The following is a 21,304-nucleotide window of genomic DNA, read 5'->3' as shown; positions in this document are numbered from 1 at the left end:
TAAAAATTATAAAGATTTAGAGCCAGGCCGGGGCATCCGTGCCCCGTTAACACGGCCGTACATCAGGTCGGTTGCCTGGTTCCTTGCATTGAGTGATGTACGGAGTTTAAGAGCAATGAAATTACCTATCTATCTCGACTACTCCGCAACCACGCCGGTGGACCCGCGTGTTGCCGAGAAAATGATGCAGTTTCTGACCCTGGACGGAACCTTTGGTAACCCGGCCTCTCGTTCTCACCGCTTTGGCTGGCAGGCCGAAGAGGCGGTAGATATTGCCCGTAACCAGATTGCTGAACTGGTGGGTGCCGACCCGCGTGAAATCGTCTTCACCTCCGGTGCGACCGAATCTGACAACCTGGCGATCAAAGGTGCTGCCAACTTCTATCAGAAAAAAGGCAAGCACATCATCACCTGCAAAACCGAACACAAAGCCGTGCTGGACACCTGCCGTCAGCTCGAGCGTGAAGGGTTTGAAGTGACCTACCTGGCGCCGCAAAGCAACGGGATCATTGACCTGAAAGAACTCGAAGCGGCGATGCGTGACGACACCATCCTCGTTTCCATCATGCACGTGAACAACGAAATCGGCGTGGTACAGGACATCGCGACTATCGGCGAAATGTGCCGTGCGCGCGGTATCATCTACCACGTTGATGCGACCCAGAGCGTGGGCAAACTGCCTATCGATCTGAGCCAGCTGAAAGTTGACCTGATGTCCTTCTCTGGCCACAAAATCTACGGACCGAAAGGTATCGGCGCGCTGTACGTTCGTCGTAAACCGCGTATCCGTATCGAAGCGCAAATGCACGGCGGTGGTCATGAGCGCGGCATGCGTTCTGGTACTCTGCCTGTTCACCAGATCGTGGGCATGGGCGAAGCCTACCGCATTGCGAAAGAAGAGATGGACACCGAGATGGCTCGCCTGCGCACTCTGCGTGACCGTCTGTGGAACGGCGTGAAGGATATGGAAGAGGTTTACCTCAACGGCGACCTGCAGCAGGGCGCTCCGAACATCCTGAACGTCAGCTTCAACTATGTTGAAGGCGAGTCGCTGATCATGGCCCTGAAAGACCTGGCCGTGTCCTCTGGTTCTGCCTGTACTTCTGCAAGCCTCGAGCCATCCTACGTGCTGCGCGCGCTGGGTATGACCGATGAGCTGGCGCACAGTTCTATCCGTTTCTCTTTAGGTCGTTTCACTACCGAAGAAGAGATTGACTACACCATCAAGCTGGTTCGCAACTCCATCGGCCGTCTGCGTGACCTTTCTCCGCTGTGGGAAATGTTCAAGCAGGGCGTGGATCTGAACACCATTGAATGGTCACATCACTAATCGGTATATAAGGAGAATTCAATCATGGCTTACAGCGAAAAAGTTATCGATCATTACGAGAATCCGCGCAACGTCGGTTCTTTCGACAACAGCGATGAGAGCGTGGGTAGCGGCATGGTCGGTGCACCGGCTTGTGGCGACGTGATGAAGTTGCAGATTAAAGTCAACAATGAAGGTATCATTGAAGACGCGCGTTTCAAAACCTACGGCTGCGGTTCAGCGATTGCTTCCAGCTCGCTGGTTACCGAGTGGGTGAAGGGCAAATCCCTGGACGAAGCGCAGGCGATTAAAAACACCGATATCGCAGACGAACTCGAACTGCCGCCGGTGAAAATTCACTGCTCTATCCTGGCAGAAGATGCGATCAAAGCCGCGATTGCGGATTACAAAAGCAAACGTGAAGCAAAATAATAAATAGTTGAGGTCTTTTATGTCGATTACCCTTAGCGACAGTGCTGCAGCACGAGTAAATTCCTTCCTGGCTAACCGTGGTAAAGGCTTCGGCCTGCGCTTAGGCGTACGTACTTCGGGCTGTTCAGGCATGGCTTACGTACTGGAGTTTGTTGACGAACCTTCTGCTGAAGATACCGTGTTCGAAGACAAGGGCGTGAAGGTGGTTGTCGATGGTAAAAGCCTGCAATTCCTCAACGGCACTCAGCTGGACTTCGTTAAAGAAGGCCTCAACGAAGGGTTTAAGTTTACTAACCCGAACGTGAAAGATGAGTGCGGTTGCGGCGAAAGTTTCCACGTTTAAGTGCATCTCCCGATAACCCCACCTCGTGTGGGGTTTGCTTTACCACGTTAACCCTGAGATTGTTATGGATTACTTCACCCTCTTTGGGTTGCCGACCCGCTATCAGCTCGACACGCAACTTCTCGCGACGCGATTCCAGGATCTGCAGCGCCAGTTCCATCCGGATAAATTCGCCAGCCGCCCGCAGTCTGAGCAACTGGCTGCCGTTCAGCAGTCGGCGACCATCAACCAGGCCTGGCAGACGCTGCGCCACCCGCTTGCCCGCGCGGAGTATATGCTCTCGCTGCACGGTTTTGATTTAGCGAGCGAGCAGCACACCGTTCGCGATACCGCGTTCCTGATGGAGCAGCTGGAGCTTCGCGAAGAGCTCGACGAGATTGAACAGGCAAAAGACGAAGCCCGTCTTACCGCCTTCATGAAGCGAGTCAAAGGCATGTATAACGACCGCCATCAGCTGATGGTGGAGCAATTGGATAACGAGACGTGGGACGTAGCGGCGGACACTGTGCGTAAGCTTCGTTTTCTCGATAAACTGCAAAGCAGCGCTGAACAACTCGAAGAAAAGCTGCTCGATTTTTAATTTCGGAAGCAATTATGGCCTTATTACAGATTAGTGAGCCGGGTCTGAGCGCCGCGCCGCACCAGCGTCGTCTGGCGGCGGGCATTGACTTAGGCACCACCAACTCCCTGGTCGCGACCGTACGCAGCGGCCAGGCGGAAACCCTCGCCGACGGTGAAGGTCGCCATCTCCTGCCGTCCGTGGTGCAGTACCACGCGGATGGTCATATCGTGGGCTATAAGGCTCGCGAGACCGCGGCACAGGATCCGGCGAATACCGTAAGCTCCGTCAAACGCATGATGGGTCGCTCGCTTGCCGATATTGAGGCGCGTTACCCGCACCTGCCGTATCAGCTTAAGGCAAGTGAAAACGGCCTGCCGATGATCGATACAGCTTCCGGCGTGGTTAACCCGATTCGCGTTTCCGCCGATATCCTGAAAGCGCTGGCGGCACGTGCCACCGAAACGCTGGAAGGCGAGCTGGATGGCGTGGTCATTACCGTTCCAGCCTATTTTGACGATGCACAGCGTCAGGGCACCAAAGACGCGGCCCGTCTCGCCGGGCTGCACGTTCTGCGCCTGCTGAACGAGCCGACGGCGGCCGCGATTGCCTACGGCCTCGACTCCGGTCAGGAAGGGGTGATTGCGGTTTACGATCTCGGTGGCGGCACCTTTGATATTTCGATTCTTCGCTTAAGCCGCGGTGTGTTCGAAGTGCTGGCAACCGGCGGTGATTCCGCCCTCGGCGGCGACGATTTCGACCACCTGCTGGCCTCACTCCTGCGCGAGCAGGCGGGTATCAGCGATCGCAGCGATGCGCGCATTGAGCGCCAGTTCCTCGATGCCGCGACGTCCGCTAAAATTGCGCTGAGCGACGCCGAAGAGACTCGCGTTGCCGTTGCTGGCTGGGAAGGCACCGTTACCCGCGAACAGTTTAATGACCTCATCGCTACGCTTGTGAAGCGCACGCTGCTTTCTTGTCGCCGCGCGCTGAAAGATGCGGGTGTTGAAGCCGAAGAGGTACTGGAAGTCGTGATGGTTGGCGGCTCCACCCGTGTCCCGCTGGTGCGTGAGCGCGTGGGCGAGTTCTTTGGTCGCACTCCGCTGACCGCCATCGATCCGGATAAAGTCGTGGCCATCGGCGCGGCGATTCAGGCCGACATTCTGGTGGGTAACAAGCCGGACAGCGAAATGCTGCTGCTCGACGTTATCCCGCTCTCTCTGGGTCTCGAAACCATGGGTGGCCTGGTCGAGAAGGTTATCCCGCGTAACACCACCATTCCGGTGGCCCGCGCGCAGGAGTTCACCACCTTCAAAGACGGTCAGACCGCGATGGCTATCCACGTCATGCAGGGTGAGCGTGAGCTGGTGCAGGATTGCCGCTCGCTGGCGCGCTTTGCGCTGCGTGGGATCCCGGCCCTGCCGGCCGGTGGGGCGCATATTCGCGTTACTTTCCAGGTCGATGCCGACGGTCTGCTGAGCGTCACGGCGATGGAGAAATCCACCGGCGTGGAGGCTGCTATTCAGGTGAAACCGTCTTACGGTCTTACCGACACCGAAATTGCGTCAATGATTCAGGACTCCATGAGCTTCGCCGAGCAGGACGTGAAAGCGCGTATGCTTGCCGAGCAGAAAGTGGAAGCCGCCCGCGTGCTGGAGAGCCTCAATGGTGCTCTGGCCGCTGATGCCGCGCTGTTAAGCGCCGCAGAGCGTCAGCTTATCGACGAAGCCGCCGCGCACCTTAGCGTGGTTGCCCAGGACGATGACGCCGATGCTATTGAACAAGCCATTAAAAACGTAGACAAGCAAACCCAGGAATTTGCTGCTCGCCGGATGGACAAATCTGTTCGTACCGCGCTGAAAGGCCATTCCGTGGACGAGGTTTAATATGCCAAAGATTGTAATTTTGCCTCATGCGGACCTCTGTCCGGATGGCGCTGTCCTGGAAGCGAATACCGGTGAAACCATTCTCGACGTTGCCCTGCGTAACGGTATCGAAGTGGAACACGCCTGCGAAAAATCTTGTGCCTGCACCACCTGCCACTGCGTTGTGCGTGAAGGTTTTGACTCCCTGGCGGAAAGCTCGGAAGACGAAGACGACATGCTGGATAAAGCATGGGGTCTGGAGCCGGACAGTCGCTTAAGCTGCCAGGCGCTGGTGACCGATGAAGATCTGGTCGTGGAATTCCCACGCTACACTATCAACCACGCACGCGAGCATTGATCTATGGGACTGAAATGGACCGACAGCCGCGAAATCGGCGAGGCGTTGTACGACGCATATCCGGATCTCGATCCGAAGACCGTTCGCTTCACGGATATGCATCAGTGGATCTGCGACCTGGAAGATTTTGATGATGAACCGAACGCATCCAATGAAAAAATTCTGGAGGCGATTCTGTTAGTCTGGTTAGATGAAGCAGAATGATTCATATTGCGGGCTGCCTTCTGGCGGCCCGTTTGCTAATAAGGATAAAAATAATGACTACTGCGATGAAGATTACGTTGACGACTCAACCCGCTGATGCACGTTGGGGTGAGAAAGCCAGCTACAGCATCAACAATGATGGCATTACCCTACACCTGAACGGCAAAGATGATTTAGGTCTTATCCAGCGCGCGGCGCGTAAAGTTGACGGCATGGGTATTAAGCATGTCGCACTTGCGGGTGAGGGCTGGGATATCGATCGTAGCTGGGCCTTCTGGGCAGGCTACAAAGGGCCGAAAGGCAGCCGTCAAATCGAGTGGGCCAACCTCAGCGAAAGCCAGCAGAAAGAGCTGGAAAGCCGCCTGCAGATTATCGACTGGGTGCGTGACATCATCAACGCGTCTGCGGAAGACGTGGGCCCGTCCCAGCTGGCGCAGCGTGCAGTTGATCTGCTGTGCAGCGTTGGTTGCGACAACGTTCGCTACCGTATCACCAAGGGTGAAGATCTGCGCGAGCAGAACTACATGGGGATCCACACCGTGGGCCGTGGCTCTGAGCGTGCTCCGGTACTGCTGGCGCTCGACTACAACCCGACCGGCGATGAGAACGCACCGGTATTCGCCTGCCTCGTGGGCAAAGGCATTACCTTTGATTCCGGCGGTTATAGCCTGAAGCAGAGCGCGTTCATGGACTCGATGAAGTCTGATATGGGCGGCGCGGCGCTGGTGACCGGGGCACTGGCATTTGCCATTACCCGTGGCCTTAACAAGCGCGTGAAGCTGTACCTGTGCTGTGCGGATAACATGGTAAGCGGCAACGCCTTTAAGCTTGGCGATGTCATTCATTACCGCAACGGTAAAAATGTAGAAGTGATGAACACCGACGCCGAAGGCCGTCTGGTGCTGGCTGATGGCCTGATTGACGCTTCTGCGCAGAAGCCGGAGCTGTTGATCGACGCCGCAACGCTGACCGGTGCGGCAAAAACCGCGCTGGGTAACGACTACCATGCGTTGTTCAGCTTCGATGACAAGCTGGTGAATCGCCTGATGGCGAGCGCGGCGGCGGAGAACGAGCCGTTCTGGCGTCTGCCGCTGGCGGAATTCCACCGTAACCAGCTGCCGTCTAACTTTGCAGAGCTGAACAACACCGCCAGCGCAGCCTTCCCGGCGGGTGCCAGCACCGCAGCCGGTTTCCTGTCGCATTTTGTGGAAAATTATCACGAAGGCTGGCTGCACATCGACTGCTCCGCAACCTATCGCAAAGCAGCCGTAGAGCAGTGGGCAGCCGGGGCAACGGGCCTTGGTGTGCGCACTATCGCGAACCTGCTGACCGCGTAGGCCGGATAAGCGTAGCGCCATCCGGCAAAAATATTGGCGGGGGCGCTTCGTTTCCCCGCCATAGAGTCACTACTGAATTTGTGGTCTTATGTCCGAAACCAAAAACGAATTAGAAACCCTGCTGGAGAAAGCCGCCACTGAAGCGGCGCATCGTCCGGCATTTTTCCGTACGCTGCTCGAGTCCACGGTGTGGGTGCCGGGAACCGCAGCGGAAGGTGAGCAAATTGTCGAAGACAGTGCGCTGGATCTGCAGCACTGGGAAAAAGAAGACGGTACGACGGTTATCCCGTTTTTCTCTTCGCTGGAAGCGCTGCAGCAGGCGGTGGAAGAGGAGCAGGCATTTGTCGTGATGCCGGTGCGTACCCTGTTCGAAATGACGCTCGGCGAAACGCTGTTCCTCAACGCTAAACTGGCAACCGGCAAAGAGTTTACCCCGCGTGAAATCAGCCTGCTGATTGGCGAAGAGGGCAATCCGCTCAGCACTCAGGAAGTGCTGGAAGGTGGTTCTTCGCTACTATTGTCTGAAGTAGCCGAGCCGCCAGCGCAGATGATTGACTCGCTGACCACGCTGTTTAAAACCCACAAATCAGTGAAGCGTGCGTTCCTGTGCTCCATTAAAGAGCGCAGCGACGAGCAGCCGAACCTGCTGATTGGGATTGAAGCGGACGGGGATATCGAAGAGATCATTCACGCCGCCGGAAGCGTGGCGACGGATACCTTACCGGGCGACGAGCCGATTGATATTTGTCAGGTGGTGAAGGGTGAGAAGGGCGTCAGCCACTTCCTTACTGAGCACATCACGCCGTTCTATGAACGACGCTGGGGCGGTTTCCTGCGCGATTTTAAAACCAATCGTATTATCTGATTGAAAAAGGCGGCTTTTTAGCCGCCTTTTTGTTGGGGATTACTTCGCCGGCTCAACCGGTAAATCACTACGAGCACCCCATTCGCTCCAGGCCCCGTCATACAGCGTAACGTCTTTGGCGTCGAGCGTGGCGAGCGCCAGTACCACGACCGCGGCGGTGACGCCGGACCCACAGCTGGCAATAATCGGCTGACTCAAATCGATATCCTGGCCCGCAAAAATCGCTTCCAGTTCGTCGGTGGTTTTCAGCTCACCGTTGATGACTAAATCGCCCCACGGCACGTTGCGGGCGCCGGGAATATGGCCGCGACGCAGGCCAGGACGCGGTTCATCGGCCTGTGCATTGAAGCGAGGAGCCGGGCGCGCATCGACAATCTGCGCGGAGCCTTCGTGGCTGGCGAGCAGGACGTCGGTCAGGCGTTTGACGGCACCTTCGGTCATTGTGGCGTCAAATTCACCTTCCGGTGGCACGACATTACCTTGCTGAAGCAGCAGGTCGTCGCGCGTCCATCCGGCGAGACCACCTGCGAGAATGGAAACGCGCTCTACGCCAAACGTGCGCAGCATCCACCAGGCGCGGGGCGCAGAAAAGAGATTGCCTTCGTCATACACCACCAGATGTTTATCACTGCTAACACCCAGCTCGCGCATTGCCACGGCAAACGCCTCCGGGCGCGGCATCATGTGCGGCAACGGACTATTGTGGTCAGAAAGGGCTTCAATATCGAAATACACCGCGCCAGGAAGATGGCCGGCCCGATATTCGGCGGCCATGTCGCGCAGGTGCTCCTGCCCGGCCGGCGCCATTCGGGCGTCGAGGATCTGCACATCGGGGTCGTTAATATGCTCGGCGAGCCAGTCGGCTGCGACAAAGAATGACGTACTCATGGTTGCCTCCCGCAAATATCACTCCCCAGATTGTCGGCGTTTTTACCGGAGGCGACAAGCGCACTTCCCGTGAATTGTTAGCCAGGTTACATAAACCTGAGGAATAACCCGAGAAAAATTAGGAAATTGTCAGCTACTGGTAAAAGTGCGTTAAGCGCATAATACTGAGTTGACGAAAACAAACGACCCACTGGCCAGAGGTTAAAGGATGAAACCGTTACGTTTGGCAGCGCTCTCGCTGGCGCTGATTGCCGCATTTTCGCTCACCGGGTGCGATAAACCCGACACATCGGCGTCCACCGTCCCGGCCGCTGCAACTGACGCCAAAACTTCCGCCAAACCTGACGGCGCGACGCTGGCTAAACTGGCGACGCAGAGCGAAGGGAAGGCGCTGACCCTGCTTGATGCTTCCGAAGTGCAGCTCGATGGTGCCGCAACCCTGGTGCTGACCTTCTCTATTCCGCTGCAGCCGGATCAGGATTTCTCGCGTACCGTCCATCTGGTGGATAAGAAAAGCGGCAAGGTCGATGGTGCCTGGGAACTGGCGCCGAATCTGAAAGAGCTGCGCCTGCGCCACCTTGAGCCAAAGCGTAATCTGGTGCTCACCGTTGACCCCGAACTGCAGGCTCTCAATAAAGCCACGCTCGGTCAGAGTATCGAAAAAACTATCGATACCCGTGATATTCAGCCAAGCGTCGGTTTTGCCAGCCGTGGCTCGCTGCTGCCGGGCAAGGTGGTGGAAGGGCTGCCGGTTATGGCGCTTAATGTTGATAACGTCGACGTCAATTTCTTCCGCATTAAACCGGAATCGCTTGCGGCCTTCGTCAGCCAGTGGGAGTACCGCAATGCGATGAGCAACTGGGAATCTGATGAGCTGTTGAAAATGGCCACCCTGGTCTACACCGGTCGTTTTGACCTGAACCCGCAGCGAAACACCCGTGAAAAACTGCTGCTGCCGCTGCGCGATATCAAACCGCTGCAGGAGGCCGGGGTCTATATCGCGGTGATGAATCAGGCCGGAAAATACAGCTACAGTAACGCGGCGACGCTGTTCACCCTGAGCGATATCGGCGTTTCTGCTCACCGTTATCACAACCGGATTGATGTCTTTACCCAGAGCCTGGAAAACGGCGCGGCGCAGTCCGGTATTGACGTACAGCTTCTCAATGCCAGCGGTCAGCCGCTGGCTCAGGCCACCAGCGATGCCCAGGGCCATGCCCAGCTACAAACTGATAAAGAAGCCGCGCTGCTGCTGGCGCGCAAAGACGGGCAGACCACGCTTCTGGATCTGAAGCTTCCGGCACTCGATCTCTCTGAATTCTCGATTGCAGGTGCGCCGGGCTACAGCAAGCAGTTCTTCATGTTTGGCCCGCGCGACCTCTATCGTCCTGGCGAAACGGTTATCCTGAACGGCCTGCTGCGCGACAGCGACGGTAAGCCACTGACTGAACAGCCGGTGAAACTGGAAGTGGTGAAACCGGATGGCCAGGTGATTCGCTCGGTGGTGAGCAAGCCGGTCAACGGGTTGTATCAGTTTACTTATCCGCTCGACAGCGGAGCGGCGACCGGCATGTGGCATATTCGCGCCAACACCGGCGACAACCAGCAGCGTGAATGGGATTTCCATGTTGAAGATTTCATGCCGGAGCGAATGGCGCTCAACCTGACGACGCAGAAGCAGCCGCTGGCCCCTGCCGATGAGGTGAACTTTGAGGTGACGGGTTACTACCTGTACGGCGCGCCCGCTAACGGCAACACTCTGCAGGGCAAGCTGTTCCTGCGCCCGTTGCGTGACGCGGTGGCAGCGCTGCCGGGCTATCAGTTTGGTGATATTGCCGAAGAGAATCTCTCCCGCACCCTCGATGAAGTACAGCTGGCGCTGGACGACAAAGGCCATGGGACGGTGAATACCGCAAGCCAGTGGCAGGAGAGCCATTCCCCTCTGCAGGTGATTTTGCAGGCAAGCCTGCTGGAATCCGGCGGTCGTCCGGTTACTCGTCGTGCCGAACAGGCAATCTGGCCGGCACCGGTATTGCCGGGGATCCGCCCTGAGTTCGCCGCCAAACCGGTCTATGACTACCGCACAGATACTACCATCAATCAGCCGATTGTGGATGAAAACAGCGATGCAGCATTCGACATTGTCTACGCCAACGCGCAGGGGCAAAAACAGGCGGTCTCTGGCCTGAAAGTACGCCTCGTCCGCGAACGCCGCGACTACTACTGGAACTGGTCAGAAAACGATGGCTGGCAGTCCCGCTTCGACCAGAAAGATCTGGTAGAAGCGGAGCAGGCGCTGGATCTGAAAGCCGATGAAACCGGGAAAGTGAGCTTCCCGGTAGAGTGGGGCTCTTATCGCCTGGAAGTGAAAGCGCCTGACGATACCGTCAGCAGCGTCCGCTTCTGGGCGGGTTACAGCTGGCAGGATAACAGCGATGGCACCGGCGCGGCGCGTCCTGACCAGGTGACCATGAAGCTCGATAAACCAGCCTACAAACCGGGCGACACCATCAAATTGCATATTGCGGCTCCGGCGGCAGGTAAAGGCTATGCGATGGTGGAATCCAGCGAAGGGCCGCTGTGGTGGCAGGAGATCGACGTCCCGGCGGAAGGTATGGACTTGTCCATCCCGGTCGATAAGGCGTGGAACCGCCACGATCTCTACCTCAGTACGCTGGTTGTGCGCCCTGGGGATAAATCAAAATCCGCCACGCCAAAACGTGCCGTCGGCCTGCTGCACCTGCCGCTTGGCGACGAAAACCGTCGTCTCGATATCCATCTCGACAGCCCGGCGAAAATGCGCCCCAACCAGCCGCTGACCGTGAAGGTGAAAGCAACCAGCAAATCAGGCGAACTGCCGAAGCAGGTCAACGTGCTGCTGTCGGCGGTCGACAGCGGGGTGCTGAATATCACCGACTACGTCACTCCCGATCCGTGGAATGCATTCTTCGGCCAGAAGCGCTATGGCGCGGATATCTATGATATTTATGGTCAGGTCATCGAAGGCCAGGGGCGTCTTGCCAGCCTGCGTTTTGGTGGTGATGGCGATGAGCTAAAACGCGGCGGTAAACCGCCGGTTAATCATGTGACTATCGTTGCCCAACAGGCGCAGCCGGTGATGCTCGACGACAAAGGAGAAGGGACCGTCACGCTGCCAATCGGTGATTTCAACGGTGAGCTGCGGGTGATGGCGCAGGCGTGGAACGCCGACGACTTTGGCAGCAGTGAAAGTAAAGTGGTCGTTGCGGCGCCGGTGATTGCCGAAATGAACATGCCGCGCTTTATCGCCGGTGGTGACACCACGCGTCTGGTGCTGGATATCACCAACCTCACTGATGCACCGCAAACGCTTAACGTTCAACTGACAGCTGCGGGGCTGCTGGCGCTTGAAGGTGGACAGCCACAGCCGGTGAAACTGGCTCCGGGCGCGCGAACCTCGCTGTTTATTCCGGTACGTGCCGGGGAAGGGTTTGGTGACGGAGAGGTAAGCGCCGTGGTCAGCGGCATGACTCTGCCGGGAGAAACGCTGCCTGCGCTCAATAAACAGTGGAAGCTCGGCGTACGTCCGGCGTTCCCGGCGCAGACCGTTAACTCCGGCGTGGCGTTGCAGCCAGGCGAAAGCTGGAGCACACCGCAGACGCATATTCAGGGCTTCTCTCCGGTAACGCTTGAAGGGCAACTGCTGCTGAGCGGTAAACCGCCGCTGAACCTGGCGCGCTATATCCGTGAATTGAAGGCATATCCCTACGGCTGCCTGGAGCAAACCGCCAGCGGCCTGTTCCCTTCGCTCTACACCAACGCCCAGCAGCTGAAAAGCTTAGGCATCGTCGGTGACAGCGATGACAAACGCCGCGCCGCGGTGGATATTGGTATTTCTCGTCTGCTGCAAATGCAGCGTGATGACGGTGGTTTTGCGCTCTGGGATCGCGAAGGGCCGGAAGAGTACTGGCTTACCGCCTACGTGATGGATTTCCTCGTGCGTGCCGGTGAGCAGGGCTACAGCGTTCCGGCAGAAGCGCTCACGAAGGGTAATAATCGTCTGCTGCGCTATCTGCAGGAGCCGGGGCTGATGACCATTCGCTACAGTACTGATTCTCAGGCCAGCCGTTTTGCGGTGCAGGCCTATGCGGGGCTGGTGCTGGCGCGTCAGCAAAAAGCGCCCCTCGGCGCACTGCGTGAAATCTGGGATCGTCATGCCCAGGCGCGTGCCGGTTTGCCGCTGATGCAGCTTGGCTTGGCACTGAAAATGATGGGGGATGCGCCACGCAGTGAAGCCGCGTTGAAGCTGGCGCTCACCACACCGCGTAATGATAAAAACGGCTGGATGGCGGACTACGGCAGCCCGCTTCGTGATAACGCCCAGATGCTGTCGCTGCTGGAAGAAAATAAGCTGCTGCCGGATGCGCAAAACACGCTGCTGAATACCCTTTCGCAGCAGGCATTTGGTGAGCGCTGGCTTTCCACCCAGGAGATGAACGCGCTGTTCCTGGCAGCCAAAGGATTGCAGGATCTGCCGGGCAACTGGCAGGCGCAGACCTCGCTTACGGCCGAACCGCTGGCGGGTGATAAAGCGCAAACCCGTAACCTGACTGGCGATCAGCTGGCGGCACTCAGCGTCACCAATACCGGCACACAGCCGCTGTGGCTGCGCCTCGACAGCAGCGGCTACCCGACCAGTGCACCGCAGGTGGCAAGTAACGTGCTGCAGATTGAACGCCAGTTCCTCGGCACCGACGGGCAGTTGAAGTCGCTTTCCTCGCTGCGCAGTGGTGACCTGGTGCTGGTGCATCTGCAGATCAAAGCCAACCGTAATGTACCGGATGCGCTGGTGGTTGATTTGCTGCCGGCCGGGCTCGAGCTGGAAAACCAGAACCTGGCCAACAGCGCGGCCAGCCTGCAGGACAACGCCAGCGAAGTACAAAACCTGGTGAACCAGATGCAGCAGGCGGACATTCAGCATATGGAGTTCCGTGATGACCGCTTTGTGGCCGCGGTAGCGGTGAACGAGTATCAGCCAGTTACGCTGGTGTATCTCGCGCGTGCGGTGACCCCGGGCGCGTACCAGGTGCCGGTCCCGCAGGTCGAATCGATGTATGTACCGCAGTGGCGGGCGAACGGCGCGGCGCAAGGGCCGCTCATCGTCGCACCGTAATATGTCATTGCTGCGTATCCGAAAAACCCGCTGGCTTTGGCTGGCGGGTCTTTTTATTGCCCTCTGGCTGGCTATCTGGCTCGCCGATCGTATCTGGCCGCTGCCGTTGAAAGAGGTGGCTCCTGCGCGGGTGGTGGTTGCTGAAGACGGTACACCGCTGTGGCGTTTCGCCGATGCCGAAGGGATCTGGCGCTACCCGGTGACGCTGGAAGAGGTTTCTCCCCGTTATCTTGATGCGTTGATCCAGTATGAGGATCGCTGGTTCTGGGATCATCCCGGTGTGAATCCGCTGTCGATCGCTCGGGCGGCCTGGCAGGATCTGACTGCCGGGCGTGTGGTTTCCGGCGGGAGCACGCTGACCATGCAGGTGGCGCGCCTTCTCGATCCCCACCCCCGAACCTTTGGCGGCAAAATCCGCCAGCTGTGGCGGGCCATGCAGCTGGAATGGCATCTGTCCAAGCGCGAGATCCTCACTTTATACCTCAACCGCGCCCCGTTCGGCGGCACGCTGCAGGGGATTGGCGCGGCGAGCTGGTCCTATCTCGGTAAACCACCGTCGCAGATGAGCTACTCGGAAGCGGCGCTGCTGGCGGTACTGCCGCAGGCACCGAGCCGTTTACGCCCGGACCGCTGGCCAGCACGCGCCCAGGCGGCGCGCGACAAAGTGCTGGCAAGGATGCTGACCCAGGGCGTCTGGTCACAAAAGGTGGTTAACGAAGCGCGCGAGGAGCCGGTGTGGCTGTTCCCGCGGCAGATGCCGCAGCTGGCACCGCTGTTTTCACGCAAGGTGCTGAATCAAAGCCAGGCCGGGAAAGTGGTTACCACTCTCGATGCCAGCCTGCAGCGTCAGCTTGAAGAGATGGCGTTGAACTGGAAATCTCGTCTGCCGCCGCGCAGTTCGCTGGCGATGGTGGTGGTCGATCACACCGATATGAAGGTTCGCGCCTGGGTTGGCTCGGCGGATATCAGCGACGACAGCCGTTTTGGCCATATTGATATGGTGTCGGCTGTCCGCTCACCGGGATCGGTGCTGAAGCCGTTTATCTACGGCATGGCGATGGATGAAGGGCTGATTCACCCGGCTTCGCTATTGCAGGACGTACCCCGACGCTTCAGTGATTATCGCCCCGGAAATTTTGACAGCGGCTTTCATGGCCCGGTCAGCATGAGTGAAGCGCTGGTACGTTCGCTGAACCTGCCCGCCGTGCAGGTGCTTGAAGCCTATGGGCCGAAGCAGTTCGCCGGGCGGTTACGTAACGCCGGTCTGCCGCTCATTTTACCGGCGGGGGCGGAACCGAATTTATCGCTGATCCTTGGCGGTGCCGGGGCGAGGCTTGCCGATATTGTGGCGGCTTACAGCGCCTTTGCGCGTCATGGTAAAGCCGGAAGCCTGCGTCTGCTGCCGGGCGATCCGTTGCTTGAGCGCCCGCTGTTGTCTCCGGGCTCTGCGTGGGTGATTCGGCGCATCCTGGCCGGGGAAGATAGCCCGCTGCCGGATACCGCGCTCCCGGCGGTGGTTCCGCTGGCGTGGAAGACCGGCACCAGCTACGGCTACCGCGATGCCTGGGCTATCGGGATTAACGCCCGCTATGTGATAGGTATCTGGACCGGGCGACCAGACGGTACGCCGGTGGTGGGCCAGTTTGGCTACGTCAGTGCTATCCCGCTGTTAAATCAGGTGAGTAACCTGCTGCTCTCCAGAGCGACGGCGGGGCGAGGTGGACTGCCGGTTGACCCGCGTCCTGATTCAGTCAGTGCAGCCACGGTGTGCTGGCCGGGAGGGCAAGCGTTGCCCGCGGGTGACAGCAACTGTCGTCGCCGACTGGCGACCTGGCTTGTCGACAGTAGCCAGCCGCCAACGCTGCTGCTGCCGGGGCAAGAAGGGATGCGCGGGATCCGCTTCCCTGTCTGGCTGAACGACGAAGGAAAACGCGTGGCGGCCGATTGTCCCGGGGCGGTAGAGAAAACGCTGGAGGTTTGGCCGCTACCGCTGGAGCCCTGGCTGCCAGCCAGTGAAAAACGCGCGGCGCGCCTGCCGCCGGCATCGAAAAGCTGCCCTCCGCTCAGAGAGCAGAACATCGTCCCGCTGGTGCTTTCCGGGGTGCAAAATGGAGCGGTGATAAAACGTTTACCGGGGGAGAGCAGGGCGTCGCTTGCGCTGCAAACGACTGGTGGAGAGGGGCGGCGCTGGTGGTTCATCAACGGTGAACCGCAGGAAGCAAGCGGTGCCAGCGCCACGCTACAACTTGATAAATCAGGTGAGTATCAGCTTCTGGTGATGGATGAGGCTGGACAAACGATCACCGCGGTGTTTACCTTGCAGTGATTTCGGGACCCGCTGACGGCAATATTGTGTTGCTAAAAATCAGCTTATTTTAAAAAAATGTTACCTTCATCCATAGGCAAGCGCATTTTTGCTCTTTATAATTCGCGCCAGATTTTTACCGCGTAAAGCGCAACATCATAGAACAACACTTGAGGTAATCATGGCTATCGAACGTACTTTCTCTATCATCAAACCAAACGCGGTGGCAAAAAACGTGATTGGCAATATCTTTACTCGCTTTGAAGCGGCGGGTTTCAAAATTGTCGGTACCAAAATGCTGCACCTGAGCGTTGAACAGGCTCGTGGCTTCTACGCCGAGCACGACGGCAAGCCGTTCTTCGACGGTCTGGTTGAATTCATGACTTCTGGCCCGATCGTTGTCTCCGTGCTGGAAAGCGAAAACGCGGTACAGCGTCACCGTGATCTGCTGGGCGCAACCAACCCGGCGAACGCGCTGGCGGGTACTCTGCGCGCTGACTACGCTGACAGCTTCACTGAAAACGGCACCCACGGTTCTGACTCCGTTGAATCTGCCGCCCGCGAAATCGCCTACTTCTTTGGCGAAGGCGAAGTCTGCCCGCGCACGCGCTAATTGATTTACTGATTGCCGCGCGCAGACGTGGCATTCATGCGCCATAATTTGTACAATGCAACGCCCCCAATTTGCGGGGCGTTTCTTTTTAACCCTCCACGGGCCATAACGTGTAACAACGAGGCCGGAAAATATTATGTCTGAATTAGTTAACACCACTGAAGTCGTCACGCCTGCGGTTCCTAATAAAAATGGAAAAATCAACCTGTTGGATCTGAACCGCCAGCAGATGCGCGAATTCTTTAAAGATATGGGCGAGAAGCCATTTCGTGCCGATCAGGTCATGAAGTGGATGTACCACTATTGCAGCGATGACTTTGATGAGATGACCGACATCAACAAAGTCTTGCGCGGCAAACTGAAAGAAGTGGCGGAAATTCGTGCTCCGGAAGTTGTTGAAGAGCAGCGCTCCTCCGATGGCACCATCAAATGGGCGATTGCCGTCGGCGATCAGCGCGTTGAAACGGTCTACATTCCGGAAGAAGACCGCGCTACGCTGTGCGTCTCTTCACAGGTAGGTTGTGCATTAGAGTGCAAATTCTGCTCTACGGCGCAGCAGGGCTTTAACCGTAACCTGCGGGTGTCGGAAATTATCGGCCAGGTGTGGCGCGCGGCCAAAATCATTGGTGCGGCCAAAGTCACCGGCACCCGTCCTATCACCAACGTGGTAATGATGGGGATGGGCGAACCGCTGCTCAACCTGACCAACGTCGTCCCGGCCATGGAAATCATGCTTGATGATTTCGGTTTTGGTCTGTCTAAACGTCGTGTCACGCTCTCCACCTCAGGTGTGGTTCCGGCGCTGGATAAGCTCGGCGATATGATTGACGTGGCGTTAGCTATCTCTTTGCACGCTCCGAACGACGAAATTCGTGACGAAATTGTACCTATTAACAAAAAGTACAATATTGAAACGTTCCTCGCCGCCGTGCGCCGTTATCTGGAGAAATCTAACGCGAACCAGGGTCGCGTGACCATCGAGTATGTGATGCTCGACCACGTGAACGACGGTACCGAGCATGCGCATCAGCTGGCTGAGCTGCTGAAAGACACGCCGTGTAAGATAAATCTGATTCCGTGGAACCCGTTCCCGGGTGCACCGTATGGTCGCAGCTCTAATAGCCGTATCGATCGCTTCTCTAAAGTGCTGATGGAATATGGCTTTACCACCATCGTGCGTAAAACCCGTGGTGATGATATCGACGCGGCCTGCGGGCAGCTGGCGGGCGACGTTATCGACCGTACCAAACGTACCATGCGTAAACGTATGCAGGGTGAACCTATTACGGTAAAAGCCGTCTGATAGGCTGAACCGCGCGTTTCAGATGAGGCGCGCGGTTCAACTGGTGATGGATTAGGCAAAATGCATCTGCAACGTTAATAATTACGGTGCGTTTCCGTCTCTATTAAGGCAGTATGTAGCGGTTCAATAACTTATACTCGTCATACTTATAGATAAGCTTATTCGCGGTGCTGGGCATCCGGCATCAGACTCTTTAATTTCACGTACCAGCAGTTGTAGCGAATGAATACTGAAGCCAACCACGACCAACAAGCAGCACAAACCACGGGTACACGTCTGCGCAACGCCCGTGAACAACTCGGACTCAGCCAGCAAGCGGTCGCTGAACGCTTGTGCCTGAAGGTTTCCACGGTTCGCGATATTGAAGACGATAAGGCTCCTGCCGATCTGGCTTCAACGTTCCTGCGTGGTTACATCCGCTCCTATGCCCGTCTGGTGCATATCCCGGAAGAAGAACTGTTACCGATGATGGAGAAGCAGGCACCGGTCAGAGCCGCGAAAGTGGCACCGATGCAGACCTTCTCCCTTGGCAAGCGTCGTAAGAAACGCGACGGCTGGCTGATGAGCTTCACCTGGCTGGTGTTGTTCGTGGTTATCGGCCTGACGGGCGCATGGTGGTGGCAGAACCACAAAGCGCAGCAGGAAGAAATCACCACGATGGCCGATCAGTCTTCCGCTGAACTGAACGCCAACGACAGCAGCAGCTCTCAGAACGTCCCGCTGGATACCAGCGGTGGCGCTCAGGCTCCGGATACCGCAGCGGCCTCAACCGCACAGGCAACGCCGGTTGAAGCTCCGGCTCCGCAGACCCAGGCTCCGACGGCACCCGCCGCGCAGGCTCAGGTTACTCAGGCCAACAACAATGCGGTTGTAGCGCCTTCACAGGCAAACGTAGAGACTCAGGCACCGGCAACTGCGGCATTGCCGACTGACCAGGCCGGTGTTGCAGCGACTACCGCTGCGGCCGATCCTAACGCGCTGGTGATGAACTTTACCGCTGACTGCTGGCTCGAAGTGAGCGATGCAACAGGCAAAAAACTGTTCAGCGGGCTGCAGCGTAAAGACGGCACGCTTAACTTAGCCGGAAAGGCGCCTTACAAGTTTAAAATTGGCGCTCCGGCAGCGGTGCAGATCCAGTACCAGGGGAAACCGGTCGATCTCAGCCGCTTTATTAAAACTAACCAGGTTGCGCGCTTTACGTTGAACGCCGAAACCGCACCGGCACAGTAATTAGTAAGACGCGTAATGCGGGAGATTTTTCATGCATAACCAGGCTCCAATTCAACGTAGAAAGTCGACACGCATTTACGTTGGGAACGTGCCGATTGGCGATGGGGCTCCCATCGCCGTACAGTCAATGACCAATACCCGCACCACGGACGTTGCTGCGACGGTCAATCAGATTAAAGCGCTGGAACGCGTTGGTGCAGATATTGTCCGCGTTTCCGTGCCGACAATGGACGCCGCCGAGGCGTTCAAGCTCATCAAACAGCAGGTTAACGTCCCGCTGGTCGCCGATATTCACTTCGATTACCGTATTGCTCTCAAAGTTGCGGAGTACGGCGTGGATTGCCTGCGTATTAACCCGGGCAACATCGGTAGCGAAGATCGTATCCGCCAGGTTGTTGACTGCGCGCGCGATAAAAACATTCCTATCCGTATCGGCGTGAACGCCGGGTCGCTCGAAAAAGATCTGCAGGAAAAATACGGTGAACCGACCCCGCAGGCGCTGCTGGAATCGGCGATGCGTCACGTGGATCACCTCGATCGTCTCAACTTCGACCAGTTCAAAGTGAGCGTGAAAGCCTCTGACGTGTTCCTGGCCGTTGAGTCGTACCGTCTGCTGGCGAAGCAAATCGATCAACCGTTGCACCTCGGGATCACCGAAGCCGGTGGCGCACGTGCCGGATCGGTCAAGTCGGCGATCGGTCTTGGCCTGCTGCTCTCTGAAGGGATCGGCGACACGCTGCGTATTTCGCTGGCGGCGGATCCGGTTGAAGAGATCAAAGTCGGATTCGATATCCTGAAGTCCCTGCGCATCCGTTCCCGCGGCATCAACTTTATCGCCTGCCCGACCTGCTCGCGTCAGGAGTTTGACGTCATTGGGACCGTCAATGCGCTGGAGCAGCGTCTGGAAGACATCATCACCCCGATGGACGTTTCCATCATCGGTTGCGTGGTGAATGGCCCAGGTGAAGCGCTGGTATCGACTCTCGGCGTAACCGGCGGCAACAAGAAAAGCGGCCTGTATGAAGACGGCGTGCGTAAAGACCGACTGGATAACGAAGACATGATTGCGCAGCTTGAAGCGCGTATTCGTGCTAAGGCAAACCAGCTGGACGAGACGCAGCGCATCAACGTGCAACAGCTTGAAAGTAAATAACGAGATGGGAAGCCGCTGGCTTCCCGTGTATGATTGAACCCGCGGGCGCGTGAGCGCAGTGGGTTCATTTTTGTATATAGAAAGAGAAAAAACGTGGCAAAAAACATTCAAGCCATTCGCGGCATGAACGATTATCTGCCTGGCGAAACCGCCATCTGGCAGCGCATTGAAGGCACACTGAAGCAGGTGCTCGGCAGCTACGGTTACAGTGAAATCCGTTTGCCGATTGTAGAGCAGACCCCGTTATTCAAACGCGCAATTGGTGAAGTGACCGACGTGGTTGAAAAAGAGATGTATACCTTTGAGGACCGCAACGGCGACAGCCTGACCCTGCGTCCGGAAGGTACGGCGGGCTGTGTACGCGCCGGCATCGAGCATGGTCTGCTGTACAATCAGGAACAGCGCTTGTGGTATATCGGGCCGATGTTCCGCCATGAACGTCCGCAGAAAGGGCGCTATCGTCAATTCCATCAGCTGGGTTGCGAAGTCTTTGGTCTGCAGGGCCCGGATATCGACGCCGAGCTCATCATGCTGACCGCCCGCTGGTGGCGCGCGCTGGGTATTGCGAACGACGTCAGCCTCGAACTGAACTCTATCGGTTCACTCGAAGCCCGCGCCAACTATCGCGATGCGCTGGTCGCCTACCTGGAACAGCATCAGGAAAAGCTCGACGAAGACTGCAAACGTCGCATGTACACCAACCCACTGCGCGTGCTGGACTCTAAAAACCCGGAAGTGCAGGCGCTGTTGAACGATGCGCCAGCGCTGGGTGATTACCTGGATGCCGATTCCAAAGAACACTTTGCCGGGCTGTGTAAACTGCTCGACGACGCCGGTATTGCGTATACCGTCAATCAACGTCTGGTTCGTGGTCTTGATTACTATAATCGTACCGTTTTCGAATGGGTCACTAACAGCCTCGGTTCCCAGGGAACCGTCTGCGCCGGTGGCCGTTACGATGGTCTGGTAGAACAGCTGGGTGGTCGCGCGACTCCGGCCGTCGGTTTCGCGATGGGTCTTGAGCGACTTGTTTTGTTAGTTCAGGCAGTTAATCCGGAATTTAAAGCCGATTCTGTTGTCGATATATACCTGGTGGCTTCCGGAACGGATACGCAGAGCGCAGCAATGCGTCTGGCGGAGCAGATCCGTGATGCGGTCCCGGGCGTTAAACTGATGACTAACCACGGTGGCGGTAACTTTAAAAAGCAGTTTGCTCGTGCCGATAAGTGGGGCGCTCGCGTCGCACTGGTTCTGGGTGAATCTGAAATTGCCGACCGCAACGTGGTCGTGAAAGATTTACGCTCCGGCGAGCAAACCACCGTAACGCAGGATAGCGTTGCTGCGCATTTACGCACACTTCTGGGCTAATCTCCCGGGAAACATCATTC

The 21,304-nt window shown here is 57.3% G+C and carries 17 protein-coding genes; 16 read left to right on the top strand and 1 reads right to left on the bottom strand.

What is annotated here, in order from left to right; all coding sequences use genetic code 11:
* Positions 1–115 precede the first annotated feature (115 nt).
* From iscS to sseB, 9 genes are all read left to right on the top strand, one after another.
* Positions 116–1,330, top strand: a complete 1,215-nt coding sequence (gene iscS / locus GYRE_RS09820) for a cysteine desulfurase (protein ID WP_006821176.1) — start codon at positions 116–118, stop codon at positions 1,328–1,330.
* A 24-nt stretch (positions 1,331–1,354) separates the two neighbouring features.
* Positions 1,355–1,741 (top strand): Fe-S cluster assembly scaffold IscU, encoded by a 387-nt coding sequence (iscU, locus tag GYRE_RS09815; protein ID WP_005120408.1) that lies wholly within the window; start codon positions 1,355–1,357, stop codon positions 1,739–1,741.
* A gap of 19 nt (positions 1,742–1,760) precedes the next feature.
* Positions 1,761–2,084, top strand: a complete 324-nt coding sequence (gene iscA, locus GYRE_RS09810) for an iron-sulfur cluster assembly protein IscA (RefSeq protein ID WP_038254951.1) — start codon at positions 1,761–1,763, stop codon at positions 2,082–2,084.
* A 64-nt stretch (positions 2,085–2,148) separates the two neighbouring features.
* Positions 2,149–2,664, top strand: coding sequence for a co-chaperone HscB (hscB, locus tag GYRE_RS09805; protein ID WP_038254950.1), 516 nt, complete (start codon positions 2,149–2,151; stop codon positions 2,662–2,664).
* A 14-nt stretch (positions 2,665–2,678) separates the two neighbouring features.
* Positions 2,679–4,529 carry a Fe-S protein assembly chaperone HscA gene (hscA, locus tag GYRE_RS09800; RefSeq protein WP_006821173.1) on the top strand — a complete coding sequence of 617 codons (1,851 nt, stop codon included), beginning with the start codon at positions 2,679–2,681 and terminating at the stop codon, positions 4,527–4,529.
* 1 nt (position 4,530) lies between these two features.
* Entirely contained in the window at positions 4,531–4,866 is a 336-nt protein-coding gene (gene fdx, locus GYRE_RS09795; RefSeq protein ID WP_006821172.1) for an ISC system 2Fe-2S type ferredoxin, read from the top strand.
* A 3-nt stretch (positions 4,867–4,869) separates the two neighbouring features.
* Entirely contained in the window at positions 4,870–5,070 is a 201-nt protein-coding gene (iscX, locus tag GYRE_RS09790) for a Fe-S cluster assembly protein IscX (protein ID WP_006821171.1), read from the top strand.
* Between the two features lie 53 nt (positions 5,071–5,123).
* A complete protein-coding gene (gene pepB / locus GYRE_RS09785; protein ID WP_038254949.1) occupies positions 5,124–6,407 on the top strand; it encodes an aminopeptidase PepB in 1,284 nt (427 codons plus the stop codon).
* Positions 6,408–6,495: 88 nt separating this feature from the next.
* Positions 6,496–7,272: an enhanced serine sensitivity protein SseB gene (gene sseB / locus GYRE_RS09780; protein ID WP_006821169.1), complete on the top strand. Its 777-nt coding sequence runs from the start codon at positions 6,496–6,498 to the stop codon at positions 7,270–7,272.
* A 39-nt stretch (positions 7,273–7,311) separates the two neighbouring features.
* On the opposite strand, the gene sseA is transcribed toward sseB, so the two are convergent.
* The gene (gene sseA, locus GYRE_RS09775; RefSeq protein ID WP_006821168.1) at positions 7,312–8,160 is read right to left on the bottom strand and encodes a 3-mercaptopyruvate sulfurtransferase; all 849 of its coding nucleotides are present in this window, start codon (positions 8,158–8,160) and stop codon (positions 7,312–7,314) included.
* 208 nt (positions 8,161–8,368) lie between these two features.
* Between sseA and GYRE_RS09770 the strand changes: the two genes are divergently transcribed.
* The 7 genes from GYRE_RS09770 to hisS all read left to right on the top strand — a co-directional run bounded on the left by GYRE_RS09770 (position 8,369) and on the right by hisS (position 21,284).
* Positions 8,369–13,312, top strand: a complete 4,944-nt coding sequence (locus GYRE_RS09770) for an alpha-2-macroglobulin family protein (protein ID WP_038254948.1) — start codon at positions 8,369–8,371, stop codon at positions 13,310–13,312.
* Position 13,313: 1 nt separating this feature from the next.
* Positions 13,314–15,638 (top strand): peptidoglycan glycosyltransferase PbpC, encoded by a 2,325-nt coding sequence (gene pbpC, locus GYRE_RS09765; protein WP_038254947.1) that lies wholly within the window; start codon positions 13,314–13,316, stop codon positions 15,636–15,638.
* Positions 15,639–15,798: 160 nt separating this feature from the next.
* Complete coding sequence (gene ndk, locus GYRE_RS09760; RefSeq protein ID WP_006821165.1) at positions 15,799–16,230, top strand: nucleoside-diphosphate kinase; 432 nt, start codon at positions 15,799–15,801, stop codon at positions 16,228–16,230.
* Positions 16,231–16,366: 136 nt separating this feature from the next.
* Positions 16,367–17,533: a dual-specificity RNA methyltransferase RlmN gene (rlmN, locus tag GYRE_RS09755; protein ID WP_006821164.1), complete on the top strand. Its 1,167-nt coding sequence runs from the start codon at positions 16,367–16,369 to the stop codon at positions 17,531–17,533.
* Positions 17,534–17,755: 222 nt separating this feature from the next.
* A complete protein-coding gene (rodZ, locus tag GYRE_RS09750) occupies positions 17,756–18,763 on the top strand; it encodes a cytoskeleton protein RodZ (protein ID WP_038254946.1) in 1,008 nt (335 codons plus the stop codon).
* Between the two features lie 31 nt (positions 18,764–18,794).
* Positions 18,795–19,916, top strand: a complete 1,122-nt coding sequence (gene ispG, locus GYRE_RS09745) for a flavodoxin-dependent (E)-4-hydroxy-3-methylbut-2-enyl-diphosphate synthase (protein WP_006821161.1) — start codon at positions 18,795–18,797, stop codon at positions 19,914–19,916.
* A gap of 93 nt (positions 19,917–20,009) precedes the next feature.
* Positions 20,010–21,284, top strand: a complete 1,275-nt coding sequence (gene hisS / locus GYRE_RS09740; RefSeq protein ID WP_038254943.1) for a histidine--tRNA ligase — start codon at positions 20,010–20,012, stop codon at positions 21,282–21,284.
* The last annotated feature ends 20 nt before the right edge of the window (positions 21,285–21,304 follow it).

Source organism: Yokenella regensburgei ATCC 49455 (assembly GCF_000735455.1).
Classification (GTDB): domain Bacteria; phylum Pseudomonadota; class Gammaproteobacteria; order Enterobacterales; family Enterobacteriaceae; genus Yokenella; species Yokenella regensburgei.
Note: the sequence above shows the minus strand (reverse complement) of the source record. Positions and strands in the feature narration are given on the sequence as shown.

Bases quoted from the DNA above. Each gene is read 5' to 3' on its own strand.
- sseB (WP_006821169.1), top strand. From the start codon at position 6,496: ATGTCCGAAACCAAAAACGAATTAGAAACCCTGCTGGAGAAAGCCGCC.
- iscS (WP_006821176.1), top strand. From the start codon at position 116: ATGAAATTACCTATCTATCTCGACTACTCCGCAACCACGCCGGTGGAC.
- iscU (WP_005120408.1), top strand. From the start codon at position 1,355: ATGGCTTACAGCGAAAAAGTTATCGATCATTACGAGAATCCGCGCAAC.
- rodZ (WP_038254946.1), top strand. From the start codon at position 17,756: ATGAATACTGAAGCCAACCACGACCAACAAGCAGCACAAACCACGGGT.
- sseA (WP_006821168.1), bottom strand. From the start codon at position 8,160: ATGAGTACGTCATTCTTTGTCGCAGCCGACTGGCTCGCCGAGCATATT.
- ispG (WP_006821161.1), top strand. From the start codon at position 18,795: ATGCATAACCAGGCTCCAATTCAACGTAGAAAGTCGACACGCATTTAC.
- GYRE_RS09770 (WP_038254948.1), top strand. From the start codon at position 8,369: ATGAAACCGTTACGTTTGGCAGCGCTCTCGCTGGCGCTGATTGCCGCA.
- pbpC (WP_038254947.1), top strand. From the start codon at position 13,314: ATGTCATTGCTGCGTATCCGAAAAACCCGCTGGCTTTGGCTGGCGGGT.
- ndk (WP_006821165.1), top strand. From the start codon at position 15,799: ATGGCTATCGAACGTACTTTCTCTATCATCAAACCAAACGCGGTGGCA.
- iscA (WP_038254951.1), top strand. From the start codon at position 1,761: ATGTCGATTACCCTTAGCGACAGTGCTGCAGCACGAGTAAATTCCTTC.
- hscA (WP_006821173.1), top strand. From the start codon at position 2,679: ATGGCCTTATTACAGATTAGTGAGCCGGGTCTGAGCGCCGCGCCGCAC.
- fdx (WP_006821172.1), top strand. From the start codon at position 4,531: ATGCCAAAGATTGTAATTTTGCCTCATGCGGACCTCTGTCCGGATGGC.
- hscB (WP_038254950.1), top strand. From the start codon at position 2,149: ATGGATTACTTCACCCTCTTTGGGTTGCCGACCCGCTATCAGCTCGAC.
- pepB (WP_038254949.1), top strand. From the start codon at position 5,124: ATGACTACTGCGATGAAGATTACGTTGACGACTCAACCCGCTGATGCA.
- iscX (WP_006821171.1), top strand. From the start codon at position 4,870: ATGGGACTGAAATGGACCGACAGCCGCGAAATCGGCGAGGCGTTGTAC.
- rlmN (WP_006821164.1), top strand. From the start codon at position 16,367: ATGTCTGAATTAGTTAACACCACTGAAGTCGTCACGCCTGCGGTTCCT.